At 71.1% G+C, this 23,910-nt stretch carries 24 protein-coding genes; 10 read left to right on the plus strand and 14 right to left on the minus strand.

Annotated elements, in window-relative coordinates; genetic code table 11:
• Window positions 1–7: 7 nt before the first annotated feature.
• From FLW16_RS36905 to FLW16_RS36950, 10 genes are all read right to left on the minus strand, one after another.
• Window positions 8–1,012, minus strand: coding sequence for a glycosyltransferase family 2 protein (locus FLW16_RS36905; RefSeq protein WP_185949756.1), 1,005 nt, complete (start codon window positions 1,010–1,012; stop codon window positions 8–10).
• Entirely contained in the window at window positions 1,009–2,265 is a 1,257-nt protein-coding gene (locus FLW16_RS36910) for a glycosyltransferase family 4 protein (protein WP_142565406.1), read from the minus strand. Before FLW16_RS36910 ends, FLW16_RS36905 begins: the two co-directional genes overlap by 4 nt.
• Entirely contained in the window at window positions 2,262–3,530 is a 1,269-nt protein-coding gene (locus FLW16_RS36915) for a lipopolysaccharide biosynthesis protein (protein ID WP_142565408.1), read from the minus strand. The genes FLW16_RS36910 and FLW16_RS36915 overlap by 4 nt, the downstream gene beginning before the upstream one ends.
• Complete coding sequence (locus tag FLW16_RS36920) at window positions 3,518–4,273, minus strand: NTP transferase domain-containing protein (RefSeq protein WP_260615999.1); 756 nt, start codon at window positions 4,271–4,273, stop codon at window positions 3,518–3,520. Before FLW16_RS36920 ends, FLW16_RS36915 begins: the two co-directional genes overlap by 13 nt.
• Entirely contained in the window at window positions 4,263–4,925 is a 663-nt protein-coding gene (locus FLW16_RS36925) for an HAD family phosphatase (protein WP_142565410.1), read from the minus strand. The genes FLW16_RS36920 and FLW16_RS36925 overlap by 11 nt, the downstream gene beginning before the upstream one ends.
• Entirely contained in the window at window positions 4,922–6,148 is a 1,227-nt protein-coding gene (locus tag FLW16_RS36930) for a 2-phospho-L-lactate transferase CofD family protein (protein ID WP_142565412.1), read from the minus strand. The genes FLW16_RS36925 and FLW16_RS36930 overlap by 4 nt, the downstream gene beginning before the upstream one ends.
• Entirely contained in the window at window positions 6,145–6,903 is a 759-nt protein-coding gene (locus tag FLW16_RS36935; protein ID WP_142565414.1) for a glycosyltransferase family 2 protein, read from the minus strand. Before FLW16_RS36935 ends, FLW16_RS36930 begins: the two co-directional genes overlap by 4 nt.
• On the minus strand, window positions 6,900–7,610 hold the full coding sequence (locus FLW16_RS36940) for a hypothetical protein (RefSeq protein WP_260616000.1): 711 nt from the start codon (window positions 7,608–7,610) through the stop codon (window positions 6,900–6,902). The genes FLW16_RS36935 and FLW16_RS36940 overlap by 4 nt, the downstream gene beginning before the upstream one ends.
• 327 nt (window positions 7,611–7,937) lie before the next feature.
• Entirely contained in the window at window positions 7,938–8,429 is a 492-nt protein-coding gene (locus FLW16_RS36945; protein WP_221891468.1) for an NUDIX hydrolase, read from the minus strand.
• A 41-nt stretch (window positions 8,430–8,470) separates the two neighbouring features.
• Window positions 8,471–8,773, minus strand: coding sequence for a hypothetical protein (locus tag FLW16_RS36950; RefSeq protein ID WP_142565416.1), 303 nt, complete (start codon window positions 8,771–8,773; stop codon window positions 8,471–8,473).
• An 86-nt stretch (window positions 8,774–8,859) separates the two neighbouring features.
• Here FLW16_RS36950 and FLW16_RS36955 point away from each other — a divergent pair, with 86 nt between their 5' ends.
• The 4 genes from FLW16_RS36955 to FLW16_RS36970 all read left to right on the plus strand — a co-directional run bounded on the left by FLW16_RS36955 (window position 8,860) and on the right by FLW16_RS36970 (window position 14,440).
• Window positions 8,860–10,524 carry an extracellular solute-binding protein gene (locus FLW16_RS36955; RefSeq protein WP_142565418.1) on the plus strand — a complete coding sequence of 555 codons (1,665 nt, stop codon included), beginning with the start codon at window positions 8,860–8,862 and terminating at the stop codon, window positions 10,522–10,524.
• Window positions 10,521–11,516, plus strand: a complete 996-nt coding sequence (locus tag FLW16_RS36960) for an ABC transporter permease (protein WP_396686954.1) — start codon at window positions 10,521–10,523, stop codon at window positions 11,514–11,516. The genes FLW16_RS36955 and FLW16_RS36960 overlap by 4 nt, the downstream gene beginning before the upstream one ends.
• Window positions 11,513–12,424: a carbohydrate ABC transporter permease gene (locus FLW16_RS36965; protein WP_142565420.1), complete on the plus strand. Its 912-nt coding sequence runs from the start codon at window positions 11,513–11,515 to the stop codon at window positions 12,422–12,424. The genes FLW16_RS36960 and FLW16_RS36965 overlap by 4 nt, the downstream gene beginning before the upstream one ends.
• 111 nt (window positions 12,425–12,535) lie before the next feature.
• On the plus strand, window positions 12,536–14,440 hold the full coding sequence (locus FLW16_RS36970; RefSeq protein ID WP_142565422.1) for a beta-galactosidase: 1,905 nt from the start codon (window positions 12,536–12,538) through the stop codon (window positions 14,438–14,440).
• A gap of 13 nt (window positions 14,441–14,453) precedes the next feature.
• On the opposite strand, the gene FLW16_RS36975 is transcribed toward FLW16_RS36970, so the two are convergent.
• Window positions 14,454–14,783 (minus strand): hypothetical protein, encoded by a 330-nt coding sequence (locus FLW16_RS36975; protein ID WP_142565424.1) that lies wholly within the window; start codon window positions 14,781–14,783, stop codon window positions 14,454–14,456.
• Between the two features lie 548 nt (window positions 14,784–15,331).
• Between FLW16_RS36975 and FLW16_RS36980 the strand changes: the two genes are divergently transcribed.
• Both FLW16_RS36980 and FLW16_RS36985 read left to right on the plus strand, forming a co-directional pair.
• On the plus strand, window positions 15,332–15,712 hold the full coding sequence (locus FLW16_RS36980) for an STAS domain-containing protein (RefSeq protein WP_142565426.1): 381 nt from the start codon (window positions 15,332–15,334) through the stop codon (window positions 15,710–15,712).
• A 137-nt stretch (window positions 15,713–15,849) separates the two neighbouring features.
• On the plus strand, window positions 15,850–17,298 hold the full coding sequence (locus tag FLW16_RS36985; RefSeq protein WP_142565428.1) for an aminotransferase class I/II-fold pyridoxal phosphate-dependent enzyme: 1,449 nt from the start codon (window positions 15,850–15,852) through the stop codon (window positions 17,296–17,298).
• 28 nt (window positions 17,299–17,326) lie between these two features.
• Here FLW16_RS36985 and FLW16_RS36990 read toward each other — a convergent pair whose 3' ends face one another.
• On the minus strand, window positions 17,327–18,559 hold the full coding sequence (locus FLW16_RS36990) for a glutamate--cysteine ligase (protein ID WP_142565430.1): 1,233 nt from the start codon (window positions 18,557–18,559) through the stop codon (window positions 17,327–17,329).
• A gap of 288 nt (window positions 18,560–18,847) precedes the next feature.
• On the opposite strand from FLW16_RS36990, the gene FLW16_RS36995 reads away from it, so the two are divergent.
• On the plus strand, window positions 18,848–19,222 hold the full coding sequence (locus FLW16_RS36995; protein ID WP_142565432.1) for an STAS domain-containing protein: 375 nt from the start codon (window positions 18,848–18,850) through the stop codon (window positions 19,220–19,222).
• A gap of 83 nt (window positions 19,223–19,305) precedes the next feature.
• Window positions 19,306–19,743: an ATP-binding protein gene (locus tag FLW16_RS37000; protein ID WP_185949757.1), complete on the plus strand. Its 438-nt coding sequence runs from the start codon at window positions 19,306–19,308 to the stop codon at window positions 19,741–19,743.
• Window positions 19,744–20,673: 930 nt separating this feature from the next.
• Here FLW16_RS37000 and FLW16_RS37005 read toward each other — a convergent pair.
• Window positions 20,674–20,922, minus strand: a complete 249-nt coding sequence (locus tag FLW16_RS37005; RefSeq protein WP_142565436.1) for a hypothetical protein — start codon at window positions 20,920–20,922, stop codon at window positions 20,674–20,676.
• Window positions 20,923–20,945: 23 nt separating this feature from the next.
• A complete protein-coding gene (locus FLW16_RS37010; RefSeq protein ID WP_142565438.1) occupies window positions 20,946–21,992 on the minus strand; it encodes an NAD-dependent epimerase/dehydratase family protein in 1,047 nt (348 codons plus the stop codon).
• Window positions 21,993–22,212: 220 nt separating this feature from the next.
• On the opposite strand from FLW16_RS37010, the gene FLW16_RS37015 reads away from it, so the two are divergent.
• Both FLW16_RS37015 and FLW16_RS37020 read left to right on the plus strand, forming a co-directional pair.
• Entirely contained in the window at window positions 22,213–23,625 is a 1,413-nt protein-coding gene (locus FLW16_RS37015; protein ID WP_142565440.1) for a methylation-associated defense system protein kinase MAD6, read from the plus strand.
• 55 nt (window positions 23,626–23,680) lie between these two features.
• Window positions 23,681–23,910, plus strand: a 230-nt coding sequence (locus FLW16_RS37020; RefSeq protein WP_142565442.1) for a response regulator transcription factor, incomplete at its 3' end; no start/stop codon positions are given.

The raw sequence follows: 23,910 nt of genomic DNA on the forward strand, positions 1-23,910 counted from the left end.
CGGCTCCTCACGCGGGCTCGGCGCGGCTGTCCCGCGGGCCGGTCAGCAGGCGCAGCGAGCCGACCGCCAGACCGGTGACGAGCACCACGTGGACGACCAGGTGCACGGCCATGAAGTAGGCGGCGAAGACCGGCCCCCGCTGCCGGCGGACGAACCCGACCAGCTCCGGATCGGCGAGGACGAACCCGGCGACGAACACGGCGGGGACGGCGAGCAGAAGGGGGTGGAACAGCCCGAACGGCAGGCTCAGCACCACCAGCCCCAGGCCGGCCAGGGCGAGCCCGCAGGACAGGATGCCGGCCGGGCTGTTGGCGTGCTCCGGCTTGGCCGCGCCGCGCCGGGTGGTGGTCAGCGCGAGCGGGATCAGCGGCAGGGCACGCCGCCACTGCTCGGACAGGATCGGCAGCAGGCGGCTGCCGTCGTCGTGACGGCCCACGACCGTGTCCGTCAGCACGATGCGGCTGCGTACGGCGAGCCTGCTGCTGTATTCGACGTCCTCGCAGTCGCGCAGCCGCTCGTCGAGCCTGCCCACGGCGAGCAGCACGTCGCGGCGGACGGCGGCGAGGGCGAACACGACGCTGTTGACCTCCCCCAGGTGGCGGCGGCGCCAGTGCACCGCGTGGAGGATGCGATACCACTCGACCGGCCCGTCGTCGATCAGCGGCACGGTGTCGTAGACCCCGTGGACGCAGCCGACCTCGGGATCGTGCTCCAGGATCTCCATCGCGTTCGCGACGGCGTCGGGCCGCAGCGCCACGTCGGCGTCGAGGAAGAAGACGACATCGCCCGTGGTGGCGTCGATCCCGGCGTTCCTGGCGGCGGACACGCCCCGGTTCTCCGGCAGGCGCACGACCCGGCAGCCCAGCTCCTCGGCGATCTCCGCCGAGCCGTCGGTGCTCGCGTCGTCCACCACGACGATCTCGCCGGGCACTCGGAGCTGCGCCAGCACAGACTCCAGGCACAGCCGCAGCGTCCTGGCCGCGTTGTAGCACGGCACGACCAGCGAGATCATCGCCTCGTCCCCTCCGCGGAAAGCACGCTCGCGTAGACGGCGAGCGTCTCCTCGGCGGCGCGGCTCCAGCTCAGCGTCTCCCGCACCAGCCGCTCGCCCCTCTCGGCCAGGGCGCGGCGCAGCCCGGGATCGGTCATGACCTCGATCACCCCGTCGGCGATGTCGCGGGGATCGGCCGCCCGCACGAACCGTACGGCGGGGCGCGCGGGGTCGCCCAGGAAGATCCGGGAGAAGCCGTCGCCCAGGATCACCGGGCGGGCCAGGGCCATCGCCTCGGTCGCCACCAGCCCGAACGGCTCGAAGAGCGAGGGGAACACGCAGGCGTCGGCCATCGCGTAGTACTCCAGCAGCGCCCGCCCGTCCACGAAACCGCCGGAGGTCAGCACCCGGCCGTCGAGCCCCGTCTCGGTGACGATCCGCGCGACGCCCGCCTCGTCGCCCTCCCCCACGAGCACCAGACGCAGCCCCGGCACGGCGGGCGCGATGTCGCGCATGGCATCGAGGAGCGGGTAGATCCCCTTCTGCCGTTCCAGGCGGCCGACGAACAGCAGGACCGGGTCCTTCTCGGCGATGCCGAGCCGGGCGCGCAGGTCCGCCGCGCCGAGGCGCAGCTTGTCGCGGTCGAACCCGGGGTCGGCGACCACCCGCTCGTACGTGCCGCCGAGGCGGACGACGTCGATCGGCGAGCGGTCCCAGCCCGCCTCCAGCAGTTGCTCGCGCACCTCCGGCGTGGCGACCACCACCCGCCGGGAGATCCGCGCCAGCCACCGCTCCAGCGCGGCGAAGAGATTGAGCGGGTCGGTGATGCTGCGCTGCGGGGCGACGCCGTACTCGGTGGTGTGGACGTGGAACACGACCGGGAGCCGCAGCAGGTAGTGGCACAGCAGGCCGCACAGGAAGTTCGTCGAGTCGTGCACGGCGACGAGATCGGGCCGCCGCCCGGGACGCAGCCGCCGCAGGAGCAGGAAGTAACGCCAGTTGCTCACCACGACGGTCAGCGCGAGCAGGAGGAACTCCAGGCCACGCGTGCGGTTGAGCCGCCTGCGGCGCGCGATCGCGCCGAGCACGCGCCCGCGCGGCCGATACACGGTGACGCCGCCGAGCCGCTCCCACACGGGCAGGCGGCCGTCGTTCACCGTGAAGACCGCCATCTCGTGATCGCGCGCCAGATGCGGCGCGATCAGCTCGGCATACCGGCCGAGCCCCGCCGTGATGTTGGGCGGGAACTGGTTGATGACGTGGGCGATCTTCACCCGCGCACCTCCAATGCGCCGGCCGGCCGGTAGAGCCGGGCGGATACGGCCGTCACGACGGCCACCAGGATGAGATTGCTCAGGGCGAAGGCCACCAGCCCGCCGGCGAGCCCCTGCCAGGCGATGAGCGCCGCCTGGCAGGCGAGCGCGAGCGGCGTCCCGGCCAGCAGGCAGGCGATGAGCACCTTCGCCCCCCGCACCCCGTCCATGGTCAGGGCGACCTGCTGGAGGTTGAAGACCGTGTGCGCGCCGATCCCGAGCGCCGACAAAGCCATCAGGCCCAGCGAGTACGGATACTCGCCCCCCATGAGCAGGAAGAACACCGTGCTCGCCGCGAACGAGAACACGACGGTCGCCGCGAACACCGCCGGGGCGAGCCGGGCGATCCGCCGCATCACGGCGGGCTTGTCCGACGTCGCCAGCGTGGGCAGCAGCACCAGGCCGACGCCGTCGGTGAACACCACGCCGAGCAGCCGCTTGGGGAAGCCGTTGTAGACGGAGTAGACGCCGACGTCGGCCCGGGGCGCCCAGTGGTTGAGGAAGATGACGTCCACCCCGAACACCACCGCCGTGAGCGCGGCGATGGCGGTGACGTACGCGCCGTGCCGGTAGAGCGAGCGGGCCAGCGCCCACGACCAGGACCGGGGCACGACCTCGAACCCGGCGACGGAGACCAGGGCGAAGACCAGGTTGGTGCCGATCAGCGCGACCAGGTAGGGCTCGGCGTCCCGCACCCCGAAAATCAGCAGGCAGCACGCGGCGGCGCCCAGGTAGACGACGGCGACGGCGAGCTTGAGCCCGGCGACGAGGCGGAACCTCTTCAGCCCGCGCAGGAAGCTCTCGGTGAGCTGGTTGAGCGTCATCGCCAGCGCCAGCGCCAGCGCGAAGGCGAGCGTGCGGGTGTCCACGCCGAGCGCGGCGGTCAGCAGCGGGGCGGCCGCGAGACCCGCGGCGAACACCACCGCGCCCAGCACGAGCGTGGCCAGCAGCGCCGTCGTCACCAGGGCGGTCCGCGCACCCGGCTCGGCCCGCGGCAACTCCTGGAACATGACGTAGTTGAGGCTCGTCAGCATGCCGACGGTGACGATCAGCGCGATCGACAGGACGACGGTGAAGTGGCCGAACGCGGCGGCACCCACCCCCCGTGCGATGACGAGCGTGGTCGCGGCGGCCGTGCCGCTGGCCACGGTGCTCACCAGCGTGGGTCCGGCGGCCCAGCGGTGGGCGGCCAGGAGCCCGGCCGCCCGGTCCGTCAGCGCGCCCACCGCAGGTGTGCCCGCCGGGCGAACTCGAGGTCCTCGGCCGTGTTGACGCCGCGCGCCTCGTCGGGGTCGGTCACCGGCACCACCGTCAGCGGCCAGTTCCGCTCGGCCGACAGATGGGGCAGGAACGGCAGGAAGTTGACCTCTCCGGTGCGGGCGCCCGCGGCCGCCTCGCCCAGGTAGCGCGTCCACTCCCCACGGAGCCCTTCGGTGCTCAGGCAGAAGACGCCCACGTCGCTGAGCCCGCCGGGGCGGCACTCGTCGCCCTCCCGCGACTGGCGCACCCGCACCAGCGTCCCGTCGTCGTCCAGTTCGTACTCCACGTACGGGTCGGCCATCGGCACCAGCGGGAGCGTGAACCCCTTTTCGTGCGCCCGGACGACACGGCTGACCGTCTCGGGGGACAGGCCCGCCTGGTCGCCCCAGACCACGAGGATCGCGCCGTAGGCCTCCCAGTGCGGCGCGGCGCCGAAGATCGCGCCGCCCATGCCGGTGGGCTCGTCCTGCACGCTCACCGAGACCTCGCCGCCCGCGATCCCTTCTGCCGCCAGCGCGCGGAACGGCCCCTCCCCCTCCGGGGACATCACGACGTGGACGTGCTCGACGTACGGCCGCAGCCGCCGGTGGAGCACGTGCCACACGGTGACGCCGTCGGCGATCTCCACCATGATCTTGGGGATGCCCAGGCCCAGGCGGGTTCCCCGCCCGGCCGCCGGGATCACCGCGCACAACCGTTCAGCCGGCACCGCCCACCTCCGCGAACAGGAGAGACACGATCTGTTCCAGGTCACGCACGGCCACCGCGCCGGGAGCGGGCTCGGCGACGTGGACGTGCAGGGTCGCCAGGCCCGCGCCGACCGCCGACGCCACCCCGTGCGCGGAGTCCTCCAGCACCACGGCCGCGCCGGGATCGAGCCCCCAGTGCTCGCACGCGTACGCGTAGAAGGCCGGGTCGGGCTTGCTCGCCGGGACGTCGTCGCTGGTGAGCACGCCACGGAAGTACGCGCCCAGCGAGCAGGCCGCCAGCACCCGCGCGACCGACGCCCTGCTACCGCTGGTGACGAGGTAGGCGTCGCGGCCCCCGGCGACGAGGCGGCCGAGCAGCCGCCGAGCGCCGGGGAACACGGCCACCGCAGCGGCCCGCTCGCGGTACAGCCGCTGCTTCAACCGGGCCAGCCGGTCCGCGTCCCCGGTGTCGCCCAGCAGGCGCACCGCCACCTCGCGGGTGCTCGCGCCCGCGTGGTCGGCGTACCGGAAGGACGCGAGCAGGTCGGGCGCGACCTCGTCGATGGCCTGCAGGAAGGCCGCCTCGTGGGCCGGGCAGGAGTCCACCAGGGTGCCGTCGAGGTCGAAGAGCCAGACGCGGCGGGCACACGCCTCCGCCAGGAGCGCCGTCATCGCGCCCGCACCAAGGCCGCCTCGTCCCTGATCGCGAGCAGGGCCTCGGCCGTGCGCTCCGCATCGTGCAGGCCGGGGCGGCTGGGGTGTTCCAGGTCGGCGGTGACCCAGCGGGCCCCCGCCCACTCTCCCCGGTCGAGCACGCCGTGAGGCACCGCAGGGGCGTCCGGCGCGGGCACGGAACCGGCACGGGCGGGCCGGTGGCTCAGCACGTGGGTCACCAGCCGCCGCCCGTTGCGGGGGTCGCCGAGGTAGGCCAGCGTGCGGTCCACCAGGTCGGGCGCGCTCAGCCCCCGGATGTCGTGGTCGCTCCGGGTGTTGACGACGAACACCTTGGCCGCCGCCCGGCTCCGCGCGATCGCGTCGGCCACGCCCGGCGTGAGATAACTGGGCAGGAGCGAGGAGTGCGGGGTGCCGGGGCCGTAGACGATGAGGTCGGCGTCGCGGATCGCCTCAAGCGCCCGAGGGCTCGGCGTCACCTTGGCGCGCTCACGGCCCAGGACCTCCCTGGTCCATGCCGGCGGCAGCGCCTCCAGCTCGGCCCGCCGCCGCGCGCCGAGCGGCTCGCGCAGCAGGAACAGGTCGGTGATGGCTCCGGGGCCCTGCGGCGCGACGATGTCGGCCTCGTCGGCCAGCAGGCTGCCGTCCCGCCTGAGCGCGGCCAGGAAGGCGTTCTCCCCGTTGGTCACGTTGAGCAGCCGTACGGGCGAGCCGAACGTGCGCGCGCAGGCGTCGACGGCGGCGTTGAAGTCCCGGCCGAGCCGCAGGTAGGCCCCGGCGAACACGAGGTTGCCGAGCGCGCAGTCGGCGAGGTCGAGCCCGTGCGGGTACGCGGCGAGCCGCCGGGCGAACACGCGCAGGTCCGCCGTGACGGCCTCGCGTGCCGCCTCCGGCAGCGCGGCGAACGGGCCGCGCCGCGCGGCGATCGCCTCGATGACGGCGGTGAGCCCCGCGGGCGTCGTCCCGCCCGGCAGGCGGTGTTCGAGTACGGCCGCCGGCGCGGCCTGCGCCGGATCGGCGGGGTCGAGGTGGAGCAGGAGGTTCTTGCGGAAGTCCGACGGCCCGAGCATCCCGGGCAGATAGCGTCGCAGCGCGCCCGTGGACAGGCCGTTGTCGTAGCCGTTGACGACCAGCGACAGGCCGACGCCCGGGGCGCCCAGCATGCCCCTCGCGATGCCGGCCGCCCCGCGCCCGCCGCTGAACATCGTCACCGCGACGTTCATCGGATCTCCTCACGAGCGGCCGGCCGGCGCAGGACGCCCCGGCGCAGCAGCCAGTGGCGGTAGCCGAGATAGGCGACGAACAGGGCCCGGTCGCGGGCGCCGCGCCAGTATCGCCAGCCGCGCCTGCCGCCGCCGCGCTCCCGGTGCTCGATCGGGACCTCCACCCACGCGTGGCCCATCTCGGCGACCCGCGCGGTGATCTCGGTCGAGCAGTTCATCCCGGCTGACTCCAGCGGCAGCGACCGGAAGAGCGGGCCGTGCACCACCTTGAAGATCGAGTTGAAGTCGCGGTAGCGCGTGCGGTGGAGCAGGTTGCTGACCGCGCCGCTGGCCGCCGACCCCCACCGGTACGCCACGCCGTCGGCCTTCCTGATCCGGGCGCCGGAGAACGCCAGGGCCTCCCCGGCCTGGACGCGCGGCAGGACGCGGTCGAGGTTGGCGATCGGGAACTGACCGTCCGAATCGAGCAGCACCACCCAGTCGAGCCGGGTGTGGGCGATCGCGGCGGCGATGGCCGCACCCGCCCCCCGGTTGCGCTCGAACGTGACGACGACGAGCCGCGGGCAGCGGGCCCGCAGGCCGGCCAGGATCTCGCCGGTCGCGTCGCCGCTTCCGTCGTCGCAGACGACGATCTCCCAGTCGCCCACGGCCGGGGCGTTCTCCAGGTAGTCCTGCCATTCGCCCACCACCGCCGCGATGGTGTCCGCCTCGTTGTACGCGGGTGCGGCCACGGAGATGTTCACGGCGACGCTCACGGGTCACCCGCCCCCAGCAGGCGACTGATCCAGCGGTCGAGGGGAAGCAGGTTGACTCCGACGATGATCGGGACGTGTACGAGCGCGAACACGATCGTCGCGCCGTACGAGATCGGCCCCCCGGTGAACAGGTTGATGTGCGGCGCGTCGATGACCTCGGGGATGTCGACCGGGTTGACCACGAACCACATGAGGTCGAGGAAGCCCGAGAACACGATGAGGATCCCGCTCAGCATGATCTTCAGGCAGCGTCCCGGGGTGCCCCCGCCGATGCGGTACGCGGCGGCGACCGTGAGCACGATGCCCGGATAGAGCAGCAGATAGAGGTGCGTGTAGAAGCTGTCGCCCTGGGCCCGCGCGCCGTCGCCGTAATAGAACCAGCTGATCCGCGGGATGAGATAGCCGGTGAAGAAGACGAACGGGACGTAGAGCAGCCAGTTCAGCCGCGGCGACACCCAGGGGAAGACCGCGATCGCCACGCACAGGCAGGCGAACGCGACCAGCTTGGCCACCAGCTCCCAGGGCGAGCCGATCTCCCTGGCGTGCGGCGTGGCCAGCCACACGAAGGCGAAGCCGAGCGCCCCGACGGCCAGGGCCATCCACCACAGGTGGGGCGCCCAGGGGCGGGAGCCGGCGCGGACGACGTCCGCCGGAACATTTCCGTCGAGATGCGGCCGGGACGGAGGACTTTTGCCGAATGCCGTCATGAAGACGCGGCACCTTCCTTCCAACGTGCCCTTCGGGCAGGCGTGCCGGATGGCGCTGCGGAGAATGCAGCCGGGAGCGCGGGAGCGCTCCCACGCATTATGTCATTCTCATCCGGAAATCCGTCCGCAATATCAGATATTGGGCGTCAGACATCGACATTTACGGCGTATGCGCAGGTCAACGATGGTTCGGGGCGGAAAAATTGTACTGGCCAGTAGTTGAAACCAGCGCTATCTCCGCCAATTCATTGCATTACGGACAATGTCAACCGTGTTTGCGGGCGCATGTCAATTCTGGACCGGTCCTATTCGGCCTGGCCGCAATCCTCAATCGGAAAGGACCTCCCGGGCCAGCCGGCCCAGGAGGACGTCCAGCTGCTGCACCCGGCCCGGCAACGGGGTCGCGCCGTCCCACCAGCCGATCGCGGCGATCTCGTCGTTGGGCACGAACCCGCCATGCGGTCCGGGGACGCGGAGGGCGTACACGGCGGCGTACTCCACCCGCCGCCCGGCTCCCAGCACGAACCGGGCGTACCCGGCGAAGGTAAGGTCTTCCGTCCGCAGCCCGGACTCCTCGCGCAGTTCCCGTACGGCCGCCTGGCGGGGCGTCTCCCCGGGGTCGATCAGGCCGCCCGGCAACTCCCAGCAGTCACGGAAGCGGTTGAAGACCAGGAGCAACCGGTCCAGGTGCGCGTGCCGGTGCCAGGCCGCGACCAGCGCGAGCGGCGTCGGGGCGTCGGAGAACACCGCCCGCTCCGCCACCCGGTGGAACGCGGTCAGCTCGTTGCCCGCCTCGTCCATCGCCATCGCGCCGGTCACGGCCACTCCTCACGTCCGGGGGACGGCGCCCTCAGGAGCCCTCAGGAGGCGAAGGCGGCCAGTCCGATGGTCTGCAGCATGACCGAGTCGCCCTTGGTGGTCGAGCCCACCGAGACGACCACCCTGCGCTTGAGGTCACGGGTGGCGAACATGGAAGGAACCCCAGGCCGACGGGTGACGGGCGCGCGCCGCCGCCACAGCAGAGGGATCGAGGCCCCGAGCACCGGCAGATACTCGGCGACGGTCCAGGGCGGGCGGCCGGGACCGGGCTGGGTGAAGAGGAAGGCCGGGGGTCGGCGGATCGCTCGTACGAGCGATCCAGCCGCCCGGAATGAACGTTTCATGGAATCTTGTCGCCGTCCCGCTCACGGGTTAATTTGTTTGGCCAATTGACGAACTAAATGAAACCCGTTCCGGAAGGATCGCACCAATGAGTCAACCCCCCGGCGGCCCCCTGACCAGCCGCCGCGGATTCCTCGGGATCGTCGGCGCGGGCGCGCTCGCCGCCGCAGGCCTCACCGGCTGCGCGGCCAAGAAGGAAGTGTCCAAGGGCACCGCCGTCGCCGCCGACAAGCTCAAGGCCCTCGTGCCCACCCGCGTGCCGTTCCAGGTGCCCGGCCTGACGCCCGACCTGCCGGGCAGCGAATTCGTCGAACCCGGCTTCCTGACCAGGCCGGGCACGATGGTCCAGGCCGTCACCGCCAAGCCGATCACCAGCGGCACGGAGGTGAAGGTGATGACCCCGTTGTGGGGCACCGTCCCTCCCGGCCTCGGCGAGAACTCCTACTACGACGCCGTCAACGAGCGGCTCGGCGGGGTGGTCCGGTTCAACATCTCCGACGGCAACACCTACGTCGACAAGCTGAACACCATCCTCGCCAGCGGCGACGTGCCCGACATGCTCCAGATTCCGGGCTGGAACCTGATCACCATCGCCCACTTCACCGAGGCGGCCAACAAGCTCTTCGCCGACCTGTCGCCCTATCTCGCGGGCGACAAGGCCAAGGAGTTCCCGCTGCTGGCCAACTACGACACCGCCGCCTGGGAGTACGGCGTGTTCGGCGGCGTGCTCCAGGGCATCCCGTGGCAGAACGCGCCCTACCCGTTCGCCACGATCGTCCGCCAGGACATCCTCGACGAGCTCGGCCTGTCCCACCCCAAGAGCGCCGACGACCTGCTCACGCTGGGCAAGGAGCTGACCGACCCGAAGAAGAAGCGCTGGGCCTTCGGCGGCATGGACCAGGAGGTCCAGCGGGCGTTCGGCGCCCCGCGCGAGTGGCGCAAGCAGCCCGACGGCACGCTGATCTACAAATACGAGACGCCGGAGTGGCAGCAGTCCATCGAGCTCATCACCAAGCTGTTCGACGCCGGATACGTCCACCCGGACGTCGTGGCCAACCAGTTCGCCGACCACAAGGAGCCCTTCGGCAGCGGGCAGCTCGTCATGTACAAGGACGGGATCGGCGCGATCCACGAGCTGTTGGGCCGGTTCCTGCCCGGCAACCCGAAGTTCAACGTGCGGGCGGCGGATCCCTACCCGGCCCATCCGGGCGGCAAGGTCATCGTCTGGCGCAACGAGCCCGCCGGCATGTTCTGCTTCATCAAGAAGGGTCTCGGCGACGCCCGCACCCGTGAGCTGATCGGCATCGCCAACTGGTGCTCCGCGCCGTACGGCACGCAGGAGTACGACCTGGTCAGCAACGGCGTCGAGGGCAAGCACTTCACGCTGAAGGACGGGCAGGTCCAGCAGACCGCGCTCGGCCGCAAGGAGTTCGCCCCGACGTACATGTTCCTGTCCGGACGGCCCGGCGCGATCACCGAGAACCAGTATCCCGGCTATGTCGAGGCCTACCACGGCTGGGAGCAGACGGCCTCGCGATACCTGGAGAACGACCCGTTCGTCGGCATCCGGGTCGAGGTGCCGTCCAAGATGGCCGCTCTGGTCAAGCCGACCGAGGACAAGATGAACGAGATCTTCCGCGGCAAGCGGCCGATCTCGGAGTGGGCCACGATCCTCAAGGACTGGCGGGAGCAGGGCGGCAACGAGGCCCGCGAGTTCTACATGAAGGTCGCCAGGGAGAACGGGCGGCTGTGAGTGCCGACGCGGACACGAGGAGCGTGACGGAGGTCCGGCCCGGGGCGACCCAGGCCGGACCGCCCGTCGGCCGGCGGCGGGACACCTTCGCCGCGCGGCTGCGCCGGGACTGGCCACTGCTGGTCATGGCCGCGCCGATGCTGGTGCTGGTCACCGCCTTCTGGTGGATCCCCGCGCTGGGAAACGTCATCGCCTTCCAGGACTACAACCCGTTCACCGGCGGCATCCTGGGCAGCCCGATCATCGGTTTCACCAACTTCGCCGAGCTGTTCGGCGACCCGCAGTTCATCCGGGCGGTGGTGAACACGCTGGGCATCACCGCGTTCCAGCTCGTCTTCTACTTCCCGGTGCCGATCGCGCTCGCGCTGCTGCTCAACAGCGTGGTCTCCGGGCGGCTGCGGGCCTTCATCCAGGGCGTCGTCTACCTGCCCCACTTCTTCTCGTGGGTGCTGGTGGTCGCGATCTTCCAGCAGATGTTCGGCGGCGCCGGCCTCATCGCGCAGATCCTGCGCGACCACGGGCACGCGGGCATCGACTGGATGACGAACTCCGACACGTTCATCCTGCTCGTGACCGCGGAGACGGTCTGGAAGGACGCCGGCTGGGGCACGATCGTGTTCCTCGCCGCGCTCAGCACGATCGACCCCAACCTGTACGAGGCCGCGGCCGTCGACGGGGCCCGCCGGTGGCGCCGGATGTGGCACATCACGCTGCCCGGGCTGCGGCCGGTCATCGTGCTGCTGCTGATCCTGCGGCTCGGCGACGCGCTCAACGTCGGCTTCGAGCAGTTCATGCTGCAGCGCGGGGCGGTCGGCAGCAAGGTGTCGGAGGTCTTCGACACCTTCGTCTACTGGTCCGGGCTGCGCACCGGCGACTTCGGGTACGGCGCGGCGGCCGGCCTGTTCAAGGGCCTGGTCGGGCTCGCGCTCATCCTGGCGGCCAACCGGGTGGCGCACGCCCTGGGCGAGCGGGGGGTGTATTCGCGATCATGAGCAAGACGAAGGTGTCCGGGCTCGCGCCCTGGGAGGAGCCGGGATCGGCCGCGGGCCGGATCGGCAAGGGCGGCGCGCTGGTGCTCATCATGCTCGCCGTGCTGCTGCCGCTCTACACGATCGTGCTGACCAGCCTGTCGTCGGCCGAGACGGTGAACCGGGTCGGCGGCCTGGTGCTGGTGCCGGACGGCATCACGTTCGACGCCTACCGCCAGATCTTCTCCGACAGCGTGGTCAGCCGGGCCGTGATGGTCAGCACCGGCGTCACCGTCGCCGGCACCGCGGTCAGCCTCGGCGTGAGCGTCCTCGGGGCGTACGCGCTGTCGCGGCCGGGGACGCTGTTCCACCGGCCGATCCTGTTCTGCGTCCTGCTGATGTTCGTGTTCTTCCCCGGCCTGATCCCGACCTACCTGATGGTGGCCTCGCTCGGGCTGAAGGACTCGTACTGGTCGCTGATCCTGCCGTCGGCCGTGTCGGCGTTCAACGTCGTCGTGCTGCGCGCGTTCTTCATGAACATCCCGCGCGAGCTGCTCGACAGCGCCCGCATCGACGGCGCGGGGGAGTTCCGCATCCTGTGGCGGATCGTGCTCCCGCTGTCGAAGGCGGTCACGGCGGTCATCGGCCTGTTCTACGCGGTCGGCTACTGGAACGCCTGGTTCAACGCCATGCTGTTCATCGACGACACCCGCAAGTGGCCGCTCGCGCTGATCCTGCGGCAGTACGTCGTGGACTCCAACCCGCTGCCGACGGCCACCGTCGGCGTGAACGGCTTCGGCCACGTCGCGCCCCCGACCCTTGCGATCAAGATGGCCATCGTCGCCATCGCCGTGCTGCCCGCCCTGGTCATCTATCCGTTCGTGCAACGTCACTTCACCAAGGGCGTCATCATCGGCGCCATCAAGGGCTGACGCCCTTCCCTCAGACCGACGCCCCGCCGCGCCTCCCACCGGCGGGGCGTCGCCGTCGACTGCTTGGGCCGGCCAATTAGTTTGGCCTCCAGCCAAAAGAAGGGCACGTACATGCCGCTGTGGTACGGAGGGGACTACAACCCGGAGCAGTGGCCCGAGGAGGTCTGGGCCGAGGACGTCGCGCTCATGCGCCGGGCCGGGGTCACCCTCGTCACCGTCGGCGTCTTCTCCTGGTCGCGGCTGGAGCCGTCCGAGGGCCGCTTCACCTTCGGCTGGCTCGACCGGGTGCTCGACCTGCTCGCCGACGGCGGGATCGGCGTGGACCTGGCCGTCCCGACCGCCTCTCCCCCGCCGTGGTTCTCTCTGGCGCACCCCGACGCCCTGACCGTCACCCGGGAGGGCGTACGGCTCACGCACGGCAGCCGCGACACCTACTGCGTGAGCGCCCCGGCGCACCGCGAGGCGTCGCTGCGGATCACCCGCGCCCTCGGCGAGCGCTACCGCGACCACCCCGCGATGGCCATGTGGCACGTGCACAACGAGTACGGCACGCCCTGCCATTGCGACCACGCCGCCGCGGCGTTCCGGGCCTGGCTGCGGACGCGGTACGGCGGCCTCGACGCGCTGAACGACGCCTGGACGACCGCGTTCTGGGGCCAGCACTACTCGGACTGGGCGCAGATCAGCCCGCCCCGGGCGACGCAGTACCTCCCCAACCCGGCGCAGGCGCTCGACTTCCGCCGGTTCGTCTCCGACGAGATGCTCGCCCACTTCGCCGAGCAGCGCGACCTGCTCCGCGAGCTGACCCCCGGCGTGCCCGTCACCACCAACTACGTGCTGGCCGGCTGGGCCTGCGTCGACCACTGGAAGTGGTCGCGCGAGGTGGACCTGGTCTCCATCGACGACTATCCCTCAGGGCAGGGCATGACGGCGGCCGAGCAGACCGCCTTCGCCGCCGACCTCGCCCGATCGTGGGCGGGCGGGCGGCCCTGGCTGCTGATGGAGCAGGCCACGGGGTATGTTCTGGGCCCGCGCACGTCGCCCAAGGAGCCCGGCGAGATCGCCAGGCACAGCCTGCAACACGTCGCCCGGGGCTCGAAGGGCGCGATGTTCTTCCAGTGGCGAGCCTCCCGCGGGGGTGCCGAGCAGTGGCATCCCGGCATGGTCCCGCACACCGGCCCGGACTCCCGCGTCTTCCGTGAGGTCTGCGCCCTGGGCGAGGCGCTGAAGCGCATCCCCGCGCCGCTCGACGGTCCACCTGTCGTCGAGGCCGATGTCGCGATCCTGTGGGACGAGGAGGCGTGCTGGGCCGTGCAGGGGCCCGGCCTGCCGTCCGCCGAGATCGACTACCTCGCGGCCGCCGAGCAGGCCCACCGGGTGCTGTGGCGGCAGGGCCTCGCCGCCTGCTTCGCCCATCCGTCGCACGACCTGTCGGCGTACCGGGCCGTCCTCGTGCCGAGCCTCTACCTGATCTCCGACGAGGCCGCCCGGAACCTCGCGGCGTACGTGGAGGGCGGCGGCACGCTCGTCGTGTCGTTCTTCAGCGGGATCGCCGACGAGCACACCCGGATCAGGCTGGGCGGCTACCCGGGGGCGTTGCGCGAGATCCTCGGCATCCGCGTGGAGGAGTTCCGTCCGCTCGCCGACGCGATCGAACTGCCGGAATTCGGCCGCGCGACGGTGTGGAGCGAGATCGTCCACCTGGACGGGGCCGAGGCGGTCGCCCGCTACCCCGGCGGCGGGCCCGCCGTCACGTGCCACCGCCTCGGCGGCGGCACGGCGTGGTACGTCTCGACCCGGCTCGACGACCCCGGCTACGCCCGCGTCCTCGCCCACGCCGGGCTGGCCGGGAGCGGCATCCCCGGCGTCGAGGTCGTACGGCAGCGGGACCGGGTCTTCGCCGTCAACCACACCGAGGACGAGCAGCCCGTGCCGGTCGACGGCACCGACCTGATCACCGGCAGGCCCGTCGACGGCAGGCTCGACCCCGGCGGATACGTCGTCGTGTCCCTATAGGTGCGACGCGCGGTCAGCGTCCTACGGGGATCCGGGGAGCCGGCGCCTCGGCCGAACGGCGGTGCCGGGCGGCCTCCGCCGTCCCCTGCTGCGCCCTCTCCGGCTGCCCGGGCTGCTGCTTCTCCTGCGCCTGTTCCCGCGCGGGGCGGCCCTCGGCCTGCCGGATCTCGTTCTCCAGGTCGTCCGCCGTCGGCGCCTCCAGCATGCGGGGCACGATCGCGGTCCCGGCCCGGGGGACGGCCCAGAAGCTTCCGGTGCGCTCGCCGTACCAGACCATCCAGCCGGGCGTCCTGGCCGCCAGTGCCCGCGCCGCGTTCCTGCCCGCGGTGATCTCGTCCGCCATGCCGATCCTCCCGTTCGCCGTACTTCCGGGATCCGGCCCTCTACCCGCACGCGGACGGATCAAGCGCCGATCCCTGACGTTCCCGTGACCTGCCGGGTGGACCGGTCAGGTGCAGGCCATGGACCCGGCATGGTCGGTAATGCGCCCATAAAGAAGGAATGGGGAGAGTAAGCATTTTTCGAGAAAGGCGGGATACGCCTCGTTTGCCTGGCTAGCTGGTATGTTTGAAGTGCTCCAGTCTCCATCCCCGCGAGACCGGGCGGCCCGCAGCGGTCACCGCGCCCGGGCGCCCGCCTACGGCGATCACCCGAAGGCCGCGAGCCCCTACGGGACAGGGGTTCCCCGTGATCCCGGGAGGCTCGGGACACATCGCCAAAGATCGCCACAAAGCCCAACTTCTTTACCTATTTGCCACATTCTTGCGTACAGGTGGGATTGCCGGACGGACTCGCATACCATCGACCGTCGCGCATTACCGGGACCTGACACTCCGCCGGGTAGCGTCGTTCAAGACAGTACGCCCGATAAATCTGGATGAAGGCGCGTATATGACAACGCAGCAGCTCGAGATTACTGTGAGCGATCACCAGCCGGCCGTCGTGGTCGCGCTGCGAGGTGAACTCGACATCGCCAGCGGAGACACGCTCCGGAGGGCGATCAGGAATCTTGTCCGCCAGGGTCGCATCAAGATCGTGGTGGATGCGTCCGGTCTGCGGTTCTGCGACTCCTGCGGCCTGGAAGCGCTGCTGGACGCCCGGGACGACATCGAGAAGGCCGCCGGTTCGATGCGGCTCACCGGAGTTCACGGCATCTTGAAGATCGTCCTTGAGGCGACCCGGCTGCGCGACACGTTCGTCATCGACGGCACGCCCGTCGAGGCCGTGGCGGCCATGGTGCTGTCGGCCTCGCACGACGTTTCCATGGTCTGACCGTTTGACCGCCGCCCCCGCCCTCTCCCGAGGGCGGGGGCTTCTGACCGCCTGCCGCGATCGTTTGTGCCGGTCAGGTCCGGGTACGCGCGGACGAGGGGGAACGGCCCCGTGTCGTTCAGGGGAGGAACACGGACATGGATCAGTCCCGCGCACCCGTGCTGGAGGCGCTCACCGCCTATCGCCGGCGGGGAGACCTGAGTTTCACGCCTCCGGGCCACAAGCAGGGGCGGGGGGTGGATCCGCGGGTCCTGGAAGTCCTGGGCGAGGACCTTTTCAGGGACGACGTCATGATCCTGAACGGCCTGGACGACCGGTTGCAGACCAAGGGCGTGCTCGAAGAGGCGCAGCAGCTCATGGCGGAGGCGGTCAACGCCGAGCAGGCGTTCTTCTCCACCTGTGGCAGCTCCCTGTCGATCAAGAGCGCCATGCTCTCCGTGGCCGGTCCCGGGGAGAAACTGCTGGTCGCCCGCAACGCCCACAAGTCGGTCATCTCCGCACTGATCCTGAGCGGCGTCGAGCCCGTCTGGGTGCACGGGGACTGGGACGGCGATCTGCACATGTCGTATCCACCCACGCCGGAGGCGGTGGAGGAGGCGTTCAAGGCGGCCCCCGACGCCAAGGGCGTCATCGTCGCCAGCCCGGTGGACTACGGCACCTGCGGCGACCTGGAGGGCATCAACGAGGTGTGCCGCAGGTATGACCGGACGTTCATCGTGGACGAGGCCTGGGGAGCCCACCTGCCGTTCCACGAGGACCTGCCCACCTGGGGCATGGACGCCGGGGCGGACCTGTGCGTGACGAGCGTCCACAAGATGGGCAACGGGCTGGAGCAGAGCTCGGTGTTCCACCTGCAGGGCAACCGGGTGGACCCGGCCGTGCTCAAGGCCCGCGAGGACCTGCTCGGCACGACCAGCCCCTCGACTCTGATCTACGCGGCGCTCGACGGCTGGCGCAGGCAGATGGCGGAGCACGGCAAGGACCTGCTCGACCGCACACTGGAGCTCGCGGAGTCGGTCCGCAGGGAGATCGACAAGATGCACGGCCTGTGGGTGATGAGCAAGGAGAACACCCGCGCCTTCGACACGGACCCGCTGAAGATCGTGGTCGACGTGTCGGGGCTCGGCGTCGACGGCTACCACGCCGCCGACTGGGTGCGCGAGCGCTGCCACGTCAACCTCTCGCTGAGCGACCACCGCCGCGTCAGCGCCGAGATCACCGTCGCCGACAGCGAGGAGACGGTCGGCGTGCTGCTCGACGCGCTGCGCGCCCTGTCGTCGGCCCGCGACCTGCCGCCCGCGGCCACGATCGACGTGCCCGAGCCGGGGGAGCTGGAGCTGGACATCGCGATGCTGCCCAGGGACGCGTTCTTCGGCCGGGTCGAGATCGTGCCCACCGGTCAGGCGGTGGGACGGATCGTGGCCGAGATGGTGACGCCGTACCCGCCGGGTGCGCCCGCCCTGTGCCCGGGCGAGCGCATCACCGAGCCGGTGCTGAGCTATCTGACCACCGGGCTCGAAGGCGGCATGAACATTCCGGACGTCAGCGACCCCAGCCTGAAGACGCTGCGCGTCGTCGCCGAGTGACGGGAGCGCCCACTCAGGACCAGCACGGTCAGGACCAGCAGGAGGCGGCCGTCTGCGCCATGAGCAGCTCGGCCACATCGCGCAGCCGGCCGCGCCTGGCGTACGCCGCCCGCTGACGCACCGCCCCCGACCCGCTGCGGCGTACGCGCTCGAGCTGGTCGATCAGCGGCGTCCAGTCGCCGTTCTCCTCCAGCACCGGCCGCACGTGCTCAAGCAGGCGGTCGACCAGCCGCCAGGCCGGCACCCTGCCCATGGAAACCCCGGCGCCCATGGAAAGCCCGGCGCCTCTGGAAAGCCCGGCGCCGGCGAGCAGATCGAGGGCCTCGCCGTCCACGCCGTCGCGGGCGGCCCTCCAGTAGGCGGCCCGCAGCAGGGTGTCCTCGACGGCGGGGGCGGGCACGCCGGCCCGCACGTCGCGCAGCGCCGTCTCGGCGAGCCCCCGCACCAGTCCGGCCAGCAGCACGGTCTCCCCGGCCGTCGGGCACACGTCGGCCGCGCGGATCTCCAGCGTCGGCACATGATCGGACGGGCGGACCAGCCAGTAGATCATCTTCCGGTCGAGGATCGTGCCCCCGGCCAGCATGCCGGCGACCAGGCTCTCGTAGTGCTCGGCCGAGCGGAAGAACGGCGGCGGGTCCGCGCTCGGCCACCTGCCCATCATCAGCGCACGCCAGCTCGCGTAGCCGGTGTCCCTGCCGTCCGCGATCGGCGAGTTCGCCGTGAGCGCCTGCAGGACCGGGAGCCAGGGCCGCAGGTGGTTGCTGACCCGCACCGCCTCCTCACGGTCTGCGATGCCGACGTGGATGTGGCAGCCGCAGACGCCCTGGCCGTCCATGATCGCCCCGAACTCGCGGAGCATGGCCTGATAGCGAGGGCACGACGAGAGGGGCGGCACTCCCCCGTTGCCGTCCAGAGCGGTGCCGCACGCGACGAGCGCGAGCCCCGCGCCCGCGGCGGCGCGGGCGGCCGTGCGGCGCATCTCGAGCAGGTCGCCGTGCAGGTCCCGCAGGCTGGTGTGCACGGCGGTGTTGCTCTCCAGTTGGAACTGCGTCAGTTCGAACACCAGCCGGTCCGCCCCCGGCCCGGCCGCCCGCTCGCGGATCTCCCGCGCCGCCGGGGCGACCCGCCCGGTTCGCGGGTCGACGAGCAGGAACTCCTCCTCGACTCCGAGCGTGAGCGTCGCCGAACTCACGGTTGCCTGCGCGACGAGGGAAGGTCCTTGCACGGTGTCGAACTGGACCTCCCTTGTCACGTCTGGCATAAGCGGTCTTTTCAGGAGGGGTCCAGTCGTTCAGTCCCCCATTCCCCCCGGCCATCGGGCAAGAAACCACATATGGCGTTTCTTGACCGTCCGGCTTGCCCGCCCGGCCTGCCGTCCGGCGTGACCCGCCGTTCGTGGCTGTCCGCAGGCCGTACGCCCCGGTTCAGGGGCGTCGCTGCTTTAGACTGACGAACCTGGCCGGGCCCCCGGCCAGGCGTCATCCCCCGCGTCCCCCCCTTTCCCCCACCGTCCGACCGTCCCCGCCCAGCGTCCGCCGAGGTGTGCTTCGTGACCGCCGCCGTCGTACTGACCCCCGTGTCCGCCCCCGTCGCCGACCATGTGCTGGTCGTCGCACTCGACGGCGCCCTGGACTACACGAACGCCGAGCGGTTACGCCAGGACGTCGAGGCGGCCCTCGGCGAGGAGCACCGCGAGCTCGTCCTCGACCTGACCGGCATCGACTTCTGCGACTCCACGGGCATCCGGATCCTGCTGTCCGTACGGAAGCTGATGCAGGAGCGCAACGGCGCGGTGACGCTGGCGAGCCTGAACGCCCGGCTGGCGAGGATCTTCAGAGTCACCGGACTGATCAGCGCCTTTACCGTCGCGCCGGGCCTGGCGGAGGCCGTCGACGCGGTCGGCGCCCGGTCAACCCCCAGGTGAAGGCAGGGAACGAGTAACGAGACGGTAGCCTCGAAGACATCGGGCGGCAGACCCAGCCAGGAAGACAGCGGCGAGGAGGACAGGTGGTGGATCACCGCCGGCAGTGGCCGATAACGGATGATCTCGCGGAGCTGCGCGAGAACATCCAGCGGTACGCCGTGCAGGCGGGCCTCACCGGCCCCCGGCTGGACGACCTCATCATCGCCGCTAACGAGGCCGCCATCAACGTGCTCGAACACGGAGGGGGAGCCGGCACTCTGGCGATCTCCTGCGACGGCGGCGTGCTCGCCGTCGACGTCGCCGACCACGTCGGCGTGCTGCGGCCCGGCGCGGTGCCGAGCGAGCGGCCCAGCGGTCGCGGCGACCGCGGCTTCGGCCTGTGGCTCATGGGCGAGCTGTGCGACTCGGTGACCATCGACCAGGTCCCCGGGCAGTCGACGATCCGGTTGTCCATGCAGGTCGACGACGGCGCCGCCGACGGGGGCACCGCCTCCCTCGGGCGCAGCGCCCACCCCGTCTGAGCGGGCGCCTGCCCCCTGTTCGCCTGCCCCCTTGTTGCCTACCCCCTGTCGCCTGCTGCTCCCTGTCGCCTGGCCCTGCCGCCTATCCCCGTCGGCAAGCGGCGGCCCGTCGCGGACCCAGGCAGCGCCCGGGTTGAGCCCTGGTTGGCCCTGGTTATCGTCCCGATCCCGTAAACCGGGCCGTCACGGCTCTCCGGCCGCCTTAACCTGGGTCCGCGACCACCTCCTCATGGCTGCTGGACGGCTACCTGAGGAATGCCCATGACGCGGCGGCAACCGCGATCAGGGCGCAGAGGCGGATGGTCCGGGGTGTGCTGTCGACCACGTCCCGGACCGCTCTGGCCACCTCGCCGATCCACGAGCCGAACTCCGGGTCGTGAATCCGCCCTTCGTGACGGCGTCCCCCGCTCCCGCGGGGCCTGATAGCAGTCATCGGGGCCCCCTCCCCATATGCGCTGGCCGAGATCGATGTCTCGGACCTGTCGATCGGCCCGATCAGGAATCCGTTCCCGGCCGGTCCGGGGCGCGCCATGGGCGGAATCCCCGCCGCCGTCGCGCCGCCGACCCGGTAGGAGGGATTCCGGACCTTTCCCTGATGTTCACAGGTGACCCACCGTGCACGCAACGAATACGAGCGGGATTCGGGGTTCCGTACGAAGAGTGACGATCAGATCACAGCTTGCGATAGCTTTTGATCCTGATTTGTCCGTCGGTGCGAAGGTGTCTGTCCGTTTTGTCCGCAGCGCTTTCCGGAATTTTGGGTCAGCGCGCGACACGCCGTCATTTGTCTCAGAGGACGGCATCGGGCGGCATATCCGGGCCGCCCACGCCACGCCTCCACGACGTCAGGGACCGCGTTCGGATGAGGGATACCGAGACGATGTTACCGAACGTGACGCCTCCGTCACGCATCAACAGTCCGTGGCGGCTTCAGGCCCCGAGGTCGCGTACGGAGTTCTCGAGGCATCGCGTGAGCGCCTCCACCCGCTCCTCCGTCACCGGCTCGTCGCCGTGGGCCTCCGGCAGGTCCGCGCGGCGCACCACCACGAGCTTTTGGTGCCTCTCGTCGATCTCGTCGAGCGGCAGCACGAGGCACTCGCCCCGGACGAAGACCAGCGCGACGTCCGGGTCGGCCGACTCCAGCAGCCGCCGTACGCAGTCGGGGTCGAGCAGCGCCATCGTGCCTCCCTCGCCGATGCCTTCTACGGCCGCGTGCCCACGCCCGTCGTGACCTCCTTGATCCGCTCCCGGCCCGAGTCGGGCGCGAGCGGCGGGGTCTCCATGCCCGCACCGCGCCGCATTCCCTCGATCACGGCGCGCAGGGCGTCGACCGCGCTGTGCCGGGGCTGCCAGCCCAGCTCCTCGCGGGCGCGGGTGATGTCCATGATCGGGACCTGCAGGACCATCTCCACCAGGCCGGGCGAGGCCGGGATCAGCCGCAGGTGCCAGCCGGCCGACACCGCCGTGCGGACCACCGCGGCCGGGACCGGCAGCCGCCGCGCGCCGAGCAGGTCCGCCAGCACCGCAGGGTCGATGACGGGGTCGGCGGCGATGTTGAAGGCCCCCCGCACGTCGCGGGTGAGCGCCAGCCGGAACGCCTCGCCGGCGTCCCGCGAGTGGAGCGCCTGGAACCGCAGGCGCGGCATGTCCGGCACGAACGGGATCAGCTCCGGCCGCACCAGCCGCTGCGGCAGGAACGGCCCGGCGAACAGCCGCCGCTGCTCGGTCGCGGCCTCCTCCTTGAAGATGAACCCCGGGCGCATCCGCACCACGCGGATGTCCGGGTGGTCGCGCTCGAAGATGTCGAGCACGCGCTCGACGTAGGCCTTCTCCCGTCCGTACGCGGCGTTCGGCCAGCCGTGGGTCGGCCAGGACTCGTCGACGGGCGGGTCCTTGGGCCCCGGCGAGTACGCCCCGACGGACGACGAGTGGACGAGGACGGAGACCCCGGCCCGGACGGCGGCGTCGAAGACGCGCATGCTGCCGAGCACGTTGGAGTTCCAGGTCGTGACCGGGTCGTGCGTGGGCTGGAACAGCCAGGCCAGGTGTACGACCGCGTCGGCGCCGGCGAAGATCGGATCGAGATCGTCCCTGAAGACGTCGGCCGTACGCCATTCGGTCTTCGCCGGTTGCCAGCCCGGCATCCGCCTGGCGACCCCGACGATCGAGGTCACGCCCGGCTCGGACTCGAGGGCGGCGAGCACGCTCGTGCCGACGTTTCCGCTCGCACCAACCACGACAACTCGCATGAAATACTCCGTTTCCTGGCATTAGCCTCCACAAACCGCGATAGCGCCCATCCCCGACAATTTGGTGATCATGCGCTTCGGGTTGCCCGACTGGAGCGGGCCCGGAGATGGAGTTCCAGATTTCCCCTGGGACAATGCGGGGGAATCAGTGGTGGCGCGGGAATACCGCTACCTAGGAGGATTAAGTTCTCAATCTGGTCAGAGAGGCGGAGCAGCAGAGATGGCTCAGATCGTCGGTGGCGGACGCCCCGTCAATGACGCCGAGCGAAGGGTCATCGCGCACCTGCGGGACAACGCCCCTGACGACTGGCTGCTGCTGCACAACATCGAGATCCCGCGCGGGGCCGACCTGTTCGAGGTGGACGTGGTCGTGCTCACCGGCCACTCCCTCGTGGTGATCGACGTGAAGGGGGCCCGGGGCCGGTTCGAGGTGTCGGGCACCCGGTGGTTTCCCCAGCACCGGGAGGCGTTCGGCTCGCCGGTGGCCAAGCTGCGCGGCACCGCGCGGGCGCTGAAGGGCCTGCTGATCGAGGAGCACCGCGAGCTGGAGCGGTTGTACGTCGACAACGTGGTGGTGCTGACCGCCCCCGGAGCCGTCCTCGTCGATCCCAGCGGCCGCGACGCCCGGCACGTCACCACGATCGCCGGGCTCATCCCCATGCTCAGCGACGTGTCCCGGGTGCGGCACGGGTGCAGCCGCGACGCCGAGCCGTACCGCACCGCGATCCTCGAGGCGCTGAACGGCACCGTGCGCCGCTCGACGGCGCCGCCGCGCTTCGGCAACTGGGAGGTGGAGGAGCAGCTCGGCGGCGACAGCCGGGTCACCGAGTATCGCGCCGTCAACGCCACCGCCCCGACCAGCGGGACCGTGCTGCTGCGGGTCTACCGCGCCGACCCGATGGCCGAGCAGCGACGGCGGGTGGCCGAGCAGCGCCGGATCGCCAACGCCTACCAGTCGCTCGCGAAGATCCCGCCGCATCCCTGCGTCGTACGCTCGCGGGACTTCTTCGCGATCGACGACGAGAGCCGGTTCGTGCTCGTGCTCGACGACGTCCACGGGCAGGCCCTGCACCTGCACCTGACCGGGCGGAGGCTGGGCATCGACGCCAAGCTCGGCGTGATGGAGGACATGCTGGACGGCCTCGCCCACGTCCACGCCAACAACGTCATCCACCGGTCGCTGACCCCCGCCTGCGTGCTCGTCACCGACGACGGGAACGCGTTGCTGACCGGCTTCGACTACGCCAAGCCCGGCCCGCGCAAGCACACCGTGGCCAACGAGCTGCCCAACATCCTCGACGTCCACTACGTCGCCCCCGAATGCCGGGCGAGCCCCGACCGGATGACCCCCGCCGCCGACGTGTACTCGGCCGGGGTGATCGCCTTCCAGCTCCTCACCGGCGAGCTGCCCGCGCCCGGCGTGGACGCCGAGCCGGACGCCGGCGGCGTCGCCCCCGAGGTCATGGACCTCGTACGGCGGATGCGCGACCCCACACCTGCCAAGCGCCCGGACGCGGCCACGGCCCTCGTGGAGTTGCGGGTGGCCCGCGACGCCCAGCCGCGGCGGCGCGCGCCGTTCGGCGGCAGGATCAGGAGCGCCCTGCGCCGCCTGTCCCGCCACTCGGACCACTGACACACGGGACCTTCGTCTCTGTCACGGCCGTCAAAGGAAGGCTAATGTCCAGGTCATGATTCGGGTGTTCCTGGTGGACGACCACGAGGTCGTACGGCGTGGTGTGGCGGCGTTGCTGGACGCCGAGGACGACATCGAGATCGTCGGCGAGGCGGGGACGGCCGAGTCGGCCGTGGCCCGCATCCCCGCGCTGAAGCCGGACGTGGCGGTGCTCGACGTGCGCCTGCCCGACGGCAGCGGGGTGGACGTCTGCCGTGAGGTCCGCTCGAAGGTGCCCGGCCTGGC

The sequence above is a fragment of the Microbispora sp. KK1-11 genome, assembly GCF_006874435.1.
GTDB classification, from domain to species: Bacteria; Actinomycetota; Actinomycetes; order Streptosporangiales; family Streptosporangiaceae; genus Microbispora; species Microbispora catharanthi.